At 68.9% G+C, this 9,869-nt stretch carries 10 protein-coding genes; 3 read left to right on the top strand and 7 right to left on the bottom strand.

Going from position 1 to position 9,869, the window contains the following annotated elements:
- Positions 1-92: 92 nt before the first annotated feature.
- Together DQP56_RS25055 and DQP56_RS19770 are read left to right on the top strand one after the other, a co-directional pair.
- Positions 93-341: a hypothetical protein gene (locus DQP56_RS25055; protein ID WP_205868927.1), complete on the top strand. Its 249-nt coding sequence runs from the start codon at positions 93-95 to the stop codon at positions 339-341.
- 443 nt (positions 342-784) lie between these two features.
- Positions 785-1,093: a hypothetical protein gene (locus DQP56_RS19770; RefSeq protein WP_370493424.1), complete on the top strand. Its 309-nt coding sequence runs from the start codon at positions 785-787 to the stop codon at positions 1,091-1,093.
- Positions 1,094-1,247: 154 nt separating this feature from the next.
- Here the strand turns inward: DQP56_RS19770 and DQP56_RS19780 are convergent, their stop codons facing one another.
- The gene (locus DQP56_RS19780; protein ID WP_112688350.1) at positions 1,248-1,793 is read right to left on the bottom strand and encodes a DUF1802 family protein; all 546 of its coding nucleotides are present in this window, start codon (positions 1,791-1,793) and stop codon (positions 1,248-1,250) included.
- A gap of 33 nt (positions 1,794-1,826) precedes the next feature.
- On the opposite strand from DQP56_RS19780, the gene DQP56_RS19785 reads away from it, so the two are divergent.
- Complete coding sequence (locus DQP56_RS19785) at positions 1,827-2,588, top strand: enoyl-CoA hydratase (protein WP_112688352.1); 762 nt, start codon at positions 1,827-1,829, stop codon at positions 2,586-2,588.
- 60 nt (positions 2,589-2,648) lie between these two features.
- Here DQP56_RS19785 and DQP56_RS19790 read toward each other — a convergent pair whose 3' ends face one another.
- From DQP56_RS19790 to infB, 6 genes are all read right to left on the bottom strand, one after another.
- On the bottom strand, positions 2,649-4,361 hold the full coding sequence (locus DQP56_RS19790) for a hypothetical protein (RefSeq protein WP_112688354.1): 1,713 nt from the start codon (positions 4,359-4,361) through the stop codon (positions 2,649-2,651).
- A 234-nt stretch (positions 4,362-4,595) separates the two neighbouring features.
- On the bottom strand, positions 4,596-5,156 hold the full coding sequence (locus DQP56_RS19795) for a sugar O-acetyltransferase (RefSeq protein WP_112688364.1): 561 nt from the start codon (positions 5,154-5,156) through the stop codon (positions 4,596-4,598).
- A gap of 11 nt (positions 5,157-5,167) precedes the next feature.
- Complete coding sequence (locus DQP56_RS19800) at positions 5,168-6,484, bottom strand: MATE family efflux transporter (RefSeq protein ID WP_112688356.1); 1,317 nt, start codon at positions 6,482-6,484, stop codon at positions 5,168-5,170.
- Positions 6,484-7,461: a DHH family phosphoesterase gene (locus DQP56_RS19805; protein ID WP_286167789.1), complete on the bottom strand. Its 978-nt coding sequence runs from the start codon at positions 7,459-7,461 to the stop codon at positions 6,484-6,486. Before DQP56_RS19805 ends, DQP56_RS19800 begins: the two co-directional genes overlap by 1 nt.
- A gap of 7 nt (positions 7,462-7,468) precedes the next feature.
- Positions 7,469-7,948 (bottom strand): 30S ribosome-binding factor RbfA, encoded by a 480-nt coding sequence (gene rbfA / locus DQP56_RS19810; RefSeq protein ID WP_112688360.1) that lies wholly within the window; start codon positions 7,946-7,948, stop codon positions 7,469-7,471.
- Between the two features lie 2 nt (positions 7,949-7,950).
- The coding region (infB, locus tag DQP56_RS19815; protein WP_112688362.1) for a translation initiation factor IF-2 at positions 7,951-9,869 on the bottom strand (1,919 nt) is incomplete at its 5' end.

Raw genomic sequence — 9,869 nt, forward strand, 5'->3', positions numbered from 1 at the left:
GGCGGCGCCGCGCCGCCCGCCGTCAGCATTGCGCGAGGCCCGCATCGCGGTCACCACCACCACCACCAGCGATGCCACCAGTGGTGATGGTGATGCCACCAGTGGTGGCCCCACCACTGCGGCATCGGCCCGGATTGCCGGCCGGCGGCGAAGTTCGTCGGCACACGATCGGTGGCCAACCCGCTTACGGCCGTGATCGGATTCGCGCGCTCGACCTGGACCGTGGCGGGCGGGTCGCCGACCATACCCGGGGCGGCCTGCGCCGACGCTGCACCGCCGACGAGCAGTGCGCCGGCGACCGTGGCGGCGCCGATCGCACCGGCCGCCAGGCGGCGGCATGAATTCGTGGATATCGACATTTCACCCTCCTCATTCGAGGCCTCTCCGGATTACTTTTCCTTATATTGCGACGCTAGCACCGCGTCAAGCCTCGAAACAATGGCAAGAAGACATTTTCTACGCCGCGGCAGATAACCGTTTCGTTGGCGCTGCCGAGGGAGGTGAAACAGCTTATATGCAGGTAATACCTGATCTACTGATCTACTGAGCCACTGATTCACGCATGCCCGTATTTAATGACTTCACCCCCGGCTATAGGTTTCTGATCACGCTTTGCAATGACCTCTACTAATTGCTTCCTGACCGCGATAGATGGCGACCGAATTCGCGCGGTGATAAACCAGTGCAACCACCGATCCGACCGCTCCCCGACGCTTGCGCGGCAGGCGGGCTAGTCTGGCGTCAGTATCAGAGTGAGGCCCTACCAGAGACAAAGGTCCACATGATGAGCGCTGCCAGCGACCCCCTCGACAATCGCGGTCTCGGCGTCCAGGCACCCGACTGGTCGCCGGCACGCGAAACCGGCATGAAGCCGACCGAGCCGATCCCGCTGCGTCAGACCCGCACCCGTCGCACCGTCGACCTGTCGCCGGCCCAGCACCGCGGGCTCGATCTCTGGCAGCGGGACGCCGCCGACCGGGTGGGCTGCGCCCGCATCACCGGGCAGGAGGTCATGACCGCTCTCATCGACCAACTGCTGGCCGACCCCGACCTGTCGGCTCAGATCATCCGCACCCTGCGGTCCCGGCGCTAGGCACCTGCGCGCCGGGCGGCTGGCCGCCAGCGGGCTGGACCCCGACGGCCGGTTGGTGCTGGCACTGGTCGAGCGCGACCGGGCAGGGGTGAGCATCGGCGAGGACTGGTCGGCGAACGCCCGCACACACAGCGCGCACGATCCGGTGGACTTGTCAGCCCACGGTGTCGCGGACCCGGGCGGTCACCGCCTCGAGCTGTTCGGTGGTGAGCACCGGGTCGCCCAGCTCAGGGTCGGCGATCGGTAGCCGCACCCAACTGTTGCAGCCGGCATAGTCGGGGCTGCGCGCCAACCGCACCGGTGCGGTCAGCGGAAACACCTGGACCACCAGCGCCGTCAGCCGGTGTCTGGGCCGGAAATCCAGCCGATCGGCGCGCACCGACTCGGCGGTCCAGATATGCAGGTCGGAGATGTCCTCGAGGGCTTCTGGGCGCTCAACGGGCAACCTCGCGACCACTTTCGCCGCGGCCCGCACCAGCACCTGGCCGCCGGTGGAGTCGCCGACCGCCGCGGTCAACAGGTCACGGTGTTCGGGGCGGACCCGCTCGGCGTGACTGTGCACCGCCGTCGGGAACAACAGGAATTCGTCAGCGGCGACCTCGAACCGCTTTTCGTGGATGCCGCCCTTGCGCAGCAGGATTCGTTGCCGGCCGCCCAGCAGCGCCGCGACGACGGCACTCCACTCCTTCAGGGCCTGCATTCCGCCCAGCGTAGTCGGGGCTACGGTGAACCGGTGAGCGACGACATGCTGCTGGTCCAGACGCAAGACCGCATCCGTACCCTGACACTCAACCGTCCGCAGGCCCGCAATGCGCTCTCCCGCGCGTTGCGTGACGCGGTCTTCAGCGCCCTGGCCGAGGCCGACGCCGACGACGGCGTCGACGTGATGATCCTGACCGGCGCCGATCCGGTGTTCTGCGCCGGCCTGGATCTCAAGGAGTTCGGCGATTCCGATTCGACTGCGCTGCCGGATATCTCACCGCAGTGGCCACCGCTGACCAAACCGGTGATCGGGGCGATCAACGGGGCCGCGGTGACGGGCGGGCTGGAGTTGGCGCTGTACTGCGACCTTCTTATCGCCTCGGAGCAGGCTCGCTTCGCCGATACCCATGCCCGGGTCGGGCTGATGCCCAGCTGGGGGCTGAGCGTACGGCTGCCGCAACGCGTCGGGGTGGGCTTGGCCCGCCGGATGAGCCTGACCGGCGATTACCTGAGCGCCGCCGATGCACTACGGGCCGGCTTGGTCACGCAGGTGGTGCCGCACGCCGAGCTGCTGGACACGGCTCGCGGGGTGGCGGCGTCGATCGTCGGCAACAACCAGGCCGCGGTGCGCGCCTTGCTGGCCGCCTACCACCGCATCGACGAGTCGCAGACCGCCACCGGGCTGTGGATCGAGGCGATGGCCGCCAAGCAGTGGCTGCAAACGGTGAGCTCCGCGGACGTCGCCGCCAACCGGGCGGCGGTGCTGAAACGCGGGCGGGCGCAACTGCATTGACAAGACACGTCCCGGGCGGTGTCGCCATACCGCCCGGGACGTGTCAGTCGAGGCGAACTGCTAGAAGTCGAGCCCCAGGAACGCGTCGCCCGGGTCCATCAGCGCCGAGGCGTCGAAGCCACCGAACAACGAGCTCAGGTCGAAGTCGCCGAACGGGGTCACGAAGGTGTCGGTGACAGTGCTGTCGGCACCGTCCAGACCCGGAATGGCCGAGTAGACATTGGCGAAGCCACCACCGAGGTTCAGCACGCTGTACACCGAACCCAGCTCCGGCAGGTCCGCGGCGTCACCATCGCCGGGCGTGACACCGTCGATGACGAACTCCGTGGTGGTCAGGCCCAACAGCTGGGTGACGGTCTCCTGGGCGTGCGCGGTGCCGAGCAGCTCGGTCCCGTCATAGATGTTGAAATCCTGCGACGTGATCGGGAGCGGGAAGAACGTACCGCCCAGATCGAGGCCCGGCGTGCCACCGCCGATGTTGAGCAGTGGCAGCGCGCCGACCGTCTGGAAGACCGGCGCGAAGCCCGCGGTGGTGTCGTCCCCGGATCCGGTGAACGGGTCGAAGGTGGTACCCCCGATGGTGAAGGCGTCCTCACCCACGGCGCTGTCACTCAGCGCGCCGAACGCCGCCCCCGGGTCCAGGCTGATCCCGTCGCCCATACCGGCGAACAGCGAGCTCAGGTCCATGCTTCCGAACGGCGTCACGAAGGTGTCGGTGATGGTGCCGTCCTCGCCCGGCGTGGCGACGTAGACGTTGGCGAAACCGCCGCCGAAGTTGAACGCGTCGTAGATCGTTCCCGCTGCCGGCAGTCCGTCACCGGTCTCCGAGCCGTCGGTGACGACCAACTGGGTGTTGGTCATGCCTAACAGGTTGGTGACATCCACCGCGGTGTTGATGGTGCCGATCTGGGTGGCGTCGTCGCCGGTACCGCTGTAGACGTCGAAGTCCTGCGAGGCGAGACCGCTGCCATGTTGGCTGGGGTCACCCAGCGATGCGCCGCCGATGGCCAGGAAGGGCCCCGCGCCGCCGAGCGCGTTGATCGCGGCGAAACCCTCCTGTGCCGAGTCACCGGTTCCGGTGAAGGGGTCCAGGGTCAGACCGCCGATGGCGAAGGCATCCTCGCCACCGCCGGACGCCCCGGCCTGTAGCGCGGCGAACGCGTCACCGGGCTGCAGCGGGTCGGCCGCGTTGATACCGGCGAACACCGAACTCAGGTCCATGCTGCCAAACGGCGTCACGAAGGTGTCGGTGACGGTTCCGTTCTCGCCCGGGGTGGCGACGTAGACGTTCGCGAAGCCGCCACCGAAGTTGAAGACGTCGTAGACCGAGCCCTCGACGGGCAGATCCGCCGTCGATCCGTCTGCCGCCGTGACGTCGGTGACGGTGAACTCGGTGTTGGTGAAGCCGGCCAGGTTCGTCACGACCACGCTGGAGTCGATGCTCCCCAGATTGGTGCCGTCTGTCCCGAAGACGTCGAAACTCTGCGGCGCGGTGGGCAGCAGTCCCCCCGGGCTGCCACCACCGAGCGTCAGCAGCGGCGCCGACCCGGTGAGCGGGTGAACAAGGGAGAAGCCCTCAGCCGCCGAGGAGCCGCTTCCGGTGAACGGGTCGAACGTGAAGTCGCCGATGGTGAAGGCGTCGGCGCCGGTGGCGCTGGGTGCCACACCGTCCGCGTCGGGGCCGGCCATCGCGACCGCCGCCTGCAGGAACGCCGCGGTCACCAGCCCGCCGCCGGCCGCTAGACCGGCGGCAATCAACCGATAATGCATCATCTGCGTGTGTGTCCTTTTCTGCTGCGTTTCGAGGGGTCGGTGACCCACGTCGTGCTGGACACGGCGTGTGTCACCGTTAACAACGGGCGAAACGCTACTCGCCAGTAACCTAGATGTATAGATAGCCAACGCAAATTTTTTACATAGTTTGGACAGTCATAGGCTTATTTGTAATGCCGTGGTGGACGACTGCCTGCCGTGCCGGAACGCGGTCCGCGGCCGGCCCGCGACGGCCTACCTGATCGCGCGGATGACCCGGCAGGGATTCCCGGCAGCGAACGCACCCGCCGGGATGTCGCGGGTCACCACGCTGCCGGCGCCGATGACGGTATCGGCCCCGATCGTCACCCCCGGACAGACGATGACGCCGGCCGCCAACCAGACGTTGTCGCCGATCGTGATCGGCGCCGCCGACTCCCAGCCGGCCCGCCGGGCGGCGATGTCGTCGATCGGGTGCAGCGCCGTGACCAGTTGGGCGCGCGGGCCGATGGACACGTGGTCACCGATGGTGATGGGCGCGCAGTCGAGCAGGATCGCGTCGTAGTTGATGAAGCAGTTGGCCCCGATGTTGATGTGGCTGCCGTAGTCGCAACAGAATCGCGGCATGATGACCGACGCTTCCCCGACAGATCCGAGCAGTTCGCCCAACAGCTCCCGGCGGCGGTCTTCCTCGCCCGCGCAGGTGTCGTTGAACGCGGTCACCAAGCGCTGACATGCCTGCCGGTCGGCGACCAGCCCGGGGTCGTCCGGGCGGTACAGCGCCCCGCTGAGCATCCGATCCCGTTCACCGCTCATGCCCGCCGATCCTACGGCCGGCCGGCCCGCGTCCATCGTCCCGAAAGCGCCCGCCACCCGACGAACACCAGGCGCAGCACGATGAATGTGGTCAGCCCCGACCAGATGCCGGCCAGTCCCCAGTCCAGCATCAGTGACAGCCAGGTCAGCGGCAGGAAGCCGGCCAGCGCGCTGATCACGGTTGCCGTGCGCATGAACGCGGCGTCACCGGCCCCCAGCAACACCCCGTCTAGGGCGAAAACCACTCCGGCGATGGGCAATTGGGCTACCAGGAACCACCACGGCACCGCGACCGACGCCAGCACCGCGGCATCATCGGTGAACACTCCCGGCAGCACCGTGGACCCGGCGGCGAGCAACGCTGCCAGCACCGCGGCGGCGACCGCCGAGAACACCGTCACCCGGGCGGCCACCGATCTGGCGTGCCCGGCCGCACCGGCGCCCAGGGCCGCGCCCACCAGCGCCTGCGCGGCGATGGCCAGTGAATCGAGCACCAACGCCAGAAACGTCCACAGCTGCAGCACGATCTGATGGGCGGCCAGCGCTGCGGCCCCGAATCGCGCCGCGACCGCGGCAGCCGATACGAAACAGGCCTGGAAGGCCAGCGAGCGCACGATCAGGTCGCGACCCATCAACACCTGCGCCCGCAGCACCGGGCCGTCGATCCGCAGTGGGATCCGCTCGGAGCGCAGAGCACGCAGGAACAGCAGCGCGGCGAGCCACTGGCCGGCACAGTTGGCCACCGCCGACCCGGGCAGTCCCCAGCGCGGCATACCGAGGCCGCCGTAGACCAGCAGCGGGCACAGCAACGCCGAAAGCGCAAAACCGGCAACCACGTAGCGGGGCGGTCGCACGGTGTCCTGCACGCCGCGCAGCCAGCCGTTGCCGGCCAGCGACACCAGGATCGCCGGGGCGCCCAGGATCGCGATCCGCAGCCACCCGCAAGCGGCCGCGGCGATGTCGTCGCGGCCGGCAATGGCCGATACCAGCGGTACCGCCGCGGCCTGCACCACGACCACGATCACTGTTCCCAGACCCAGTGCCAGCCAGGTCGCCTGGACCCCCTCGGCGACCGCTGCGGCGCGGTCGCCGGCACCGTAGTGACGTGCCGAGCGCGCGGTGGTTCCGTAGGACAAGAAGGTGGCCTGCGAGGCCAGCAGCCCCAGGATCAGCCCGCCGATGGCCAGCCCGGCCAGGCCCAGCGCGCCCAGCCGGCCCACCACCGCGGTGTCGAACAGTAGATACAGCGGCTCGGCGGCCAGCACCACCAGCGCCGGCAGTGCCAGCGCCGTGATCTGGCGGGCGCCCGCCGGCGTGCCCTCGATCATCAGTCCAGCGCGGCGACCAGGGCGGCGACCACGTCCTGCGCTCCGCCGGTGGCCGTGTACCCGGCGGCCAGCCGATGCCCGCCACCGCCGAACGAAACGGCGACGGCGCTGAGGTCGACCGCCGACTTGGCGCGCATCGACACCGCCCAGCAGCCCGGCTCGACCTCCTTGAACACCGCGGCCACCTCGGCCTGCTGGGTGGTCCGCACGATGTCGACGATGCTCTCCACCTCTTCGGGCCGCGCGGCGGTCCACTCGGCGTTGTCGACCACGGCATAGACCAGCCCGCGCCCACGCACCGCGTCGGGCAGCAGCCGGGCGTCGGCCAACACCCGCGACAGCAACCTCAACCAGTCGAACGGGTGGGTGTCCATCACGGTGCGGGTGATCGCCGCGTTGTCCACCCCGGCGCCCACCAGCCGGGCCGCCAGCCGGTAGGCGCGGGCAGTGGCCCACCGAAACGAGCCGGTGTCGGTGGCCAGCCCGGCATAGAGGCAATGCGCCACGTCCGTGTCGATCGGTTCGCCCCAAGCGTCGATCAGCTCGGCCACCAGCATCGTCGTCGAATCCGCTGACGGATCAACGAAATTCGCCGTGCCGAACAGCTGATTGGAGACATGATGGTCGACCACCAGCAGCTCGGGGCAAGCGGCTGCCAGCTGCTGCAGGGCACCGAGCCGATCGGCGCTCGAGACGTCCACCGTCACCACCAGGTCGGCGTCGGCGCGTAGCGCCTCCGGACTGACCAGCAGCTCGCCGCCCGGCAGCGATTGCAGCGACTGCGGCAGCTCCGACGGACAAGCAGGACGGGCGAAACAGACCTGGACCTGCTTGCCGCGCCGTCGGAGGACCATCGCGAGCGCCAGCGCGGCACCGATCGTGTCGGCATCGGGATGCACATGGCAGATCACCGCCAGCGTGTTCGCGCCCGCCAGCAGCGCCACGGCCCCGGCGGCGTCGATACGCCGACCCCTCACCGGCGGCTCAGTCGCCGGATCGCTCACCGTGACCGCTGTCTTCGGCGCCCGATCGGCCGGGCGCCTCCCGGTAGGGGTTGGGGTCCCCGACCGGCTGCTTGCCTTCCCGTATCCGGGCCAGGTCCGCGTCGGCTGCCTGGGCTGCAGCCAGCAACTCCGACATCCGGTGTGCGGCGTCGGGCACGGTGTCGCGAACGAAGGTCAGGGTCGGGGTGAAACGCACTCCGGTCCCGGCGCCGACCTTGGAGCGCAACACGCCCTTGGCCCCGTCCAGTGCGGCGGCCGCGCCATCGTAGTCGGGGTCCTCGTCCAGGGAGCGGCCCAGCACCGTGTAGTACAGCGTGGCGTCGTGCAGGTCGGCGGTCACCTTGGCATCGGTGATCGTGACCCCGGCCAGCCGCGGATCCTTGATCTCGTACTCGATCGCCGAGGCGACGATCGCGGAGATCCGCTTGGCCAGCCGGCGCGCGCGTGCCGGGTCAGCCATGGCTAGGTCCGTGCCTTCTCTACGAGCTCGTAGGTCTCGATGACGTCGCCTTCCTTGATGTCGCTGTAGGTCAGCGTCAGACCACATTCGTAGCCGTCGCGGACCTCGGTGACATCGTCCTTCTCCCGGCGCAGCGAGGAGACCGTGAGGTTCTCGGCGACCACGACCGAGTCGCGCAGCAGCCGGGCCTTGGCGTTGCGGCGCATGACGCCGGAGGTGACCAGGCAACCGGCGATGTTGCCGACCTTCGAGGATCGGAAGATCGCGCGGATCTCGGCGCGCCCCAGCTCCTTCTCCTCGAATACAGGCTTGAGCATGCCCTTGAGCGCGCTCTCGATCTCCTCGATCGCCTGGTAGATGATCGAGTAGTACCGGATCTCCACACCGTCGCGGTTGGCCAGCTCGGTGGCCTTGCCCTCGGCGCGCACGTTGAACCCGATGATGATCGCGTCCGACGCCGATGCCAGGTTGACGTTGGTCTCGGTGATGCCACCGACACCGCGGTCGATCACCCGCAGCTGCACCTCGTCGTCGATCTGGATGCCCATCAGGGCCTCTTCCAGCGCCTCGACGGTACCGGCGTTGTCGCCCTTGAGGATCAGGTTCAGCTGACTGGTTTCCTTCAGCGCCGAGTCCAGGTCCTCCAGCGAGATCCGCTTGCGCGACCGGGCCGCCAGCGCATTGCGCTTGCGGGCGTTGCGCTTGTCGGCGATCTGGCGGGCGATCCGGTCCTCGTCGACGACCAGCAGGTTGTCACCGGCGCCGGGCACCGAGGTGAACCCGATGACCTGGACGGGCCGCGAGGGCAGCGCCTCCTCAACGTCGTCGCCGTGCTCGTCGACCATCCGCCGGACCCGGCCGTAGGCGTCGCCGGCGACGATCGAGTCACCGACCCGCAGCGTGCCGCGCTGGATCAGCACGGTGGCGACCGGACCGCGACCGCGGTCCAGGTGCGCCTCGATCGCCACACCCTGGGCTTCCATGTCGGGGTTGGCCCGCAGGTCCAGGGCGGCGTCGGCGGTCAGCAGCACCGCCTCCTCCAGGGCCTCGATGTTGGTGCCCTGCTTGGCGGAGATATCGACGAACAGCGTCTCACCGCCGAACTCCTCTGGCACCAAACCGTATTCGGTGAGCTGGCCACGGATCTTGGCCGGGTCGGCGCCCTCCTTGTCGATCTTGTTGACCGCCACCACGATCGGCACATCGGCGGCCTGGGCGTGGTTGATCGCCTCCACCGTCTGCGGCATCACACCGTCGTCGGCGGCCACCACCAGGATGGCGATGTCGGTGGCCTTGGCACCGCGGGCGCGCATGGCGGTGAACGCTTCGTGGCCCGGGGTGTCGATGAAGGTGATCAACCGCTCGGAGCCGTCGAAGTCGACGGCCACCTGGTAGGCACCGATGTGCTGGGTGATGCCGCCGGCCTCGGCTTCGCGCACATTGGCCTTGCGGATGGTGTCCAGCAGCCGGGTCTTGCCGTGGTCGACGTGACCCATCACCGTCACCACCGGCGGGCGGCTCTGCAGGTCCTCCTCGTCGCCCGAGTCTTCGCCGTAGGAGAGGTCGAAGGACTCCAGCAGTTCGCGGTCCTCGTCCTCGGGCGAGACGACCTGCACCACGAAGTTCATCTCGCTGCCGAGCAGCTCGAGGGTCTCGTCGCCGACCGACTGGGTGGCGGTGACCATCTCACCGAGGTTGAACAGCGCCTGCACCAGCGCGGCCGGGTTGGCGTCGATCTTCTCGGCGAAATCGCTCAGCGACGCACCGCGGGCCAGCCGGATGGTCTCGCCGTTGCCGTGCGGCAACCGCACGCCGCCGACGACCGGCGCCTGCATGTTCTCGTACTCGGCGCGTTTCGCCCGCTTCGACTTGCGTCCCCGCTTGGGTGCACCGCCCGGACGGCCGAACGCGCCGGCCGCGC

The organism is Mycolicibacter senuensis, from assembly GCF_003284925.1.
GTDB lineage: Bacteria > Actinomycetota > Actinomycetes > Mycobacteriales > Mycobacteriaceae > Mycobacterium > Mycobacterium algericum_A.

Bases quoted from the DNA above. Each gene is read 5' to 3' on its own strand.
- DQP56_RS25055 (WP_205868927.1), top strand. From the start codon at position 93: ATGCCACCAGTGGTGGCCCCACCACTGCGGCATCGGCCCGGATTGCCG.
- DQP56_RS19770 (WP_370493424.1), top strand. From the start codon at position 785: ATGAGCGCTGCCAGCGACCCCCTCGACAATCGCGGTCTCGGCGTCCAG.
- DQP56_RS19780 (WP_112688350.1), bottom strand. From the start codon at position 1,793: ATGCAGGCCCTGAAGGAGTGGAGTGCCGTCGTCGCGGCGCTGCTGGGC.
- DQP56_RS19790 (WP_112688354.1), bottom strand. From the start codon at position 4,361: ATGATGCATTATCGGTTGATTGCCGCCGGTCTAGCGGCCGGCGGCGGG.
- DQP56_RS19795 (WP_112688364.1), bottom strand. From the start codon at position 5,156: ATGAGCGGTGAACGGGATCGGATGCTCAGCGGGGCGCTGTACCGCCCG.
- DQP56_RS19800 (WP_112688356.1), bottom strand. From the start codon at position 6,484: ATGATCGAGGGCACGCCGGCGGGCGCCCGCCAGATCACGGCGCTGGCA.
- rbfA (WP_112688360.1), bottom strand. From the start codon at position 7,948: ATGGCTGACCCGGCACGCGCGCGCCGGCTGGCCAAGCGGATCTCCGCG.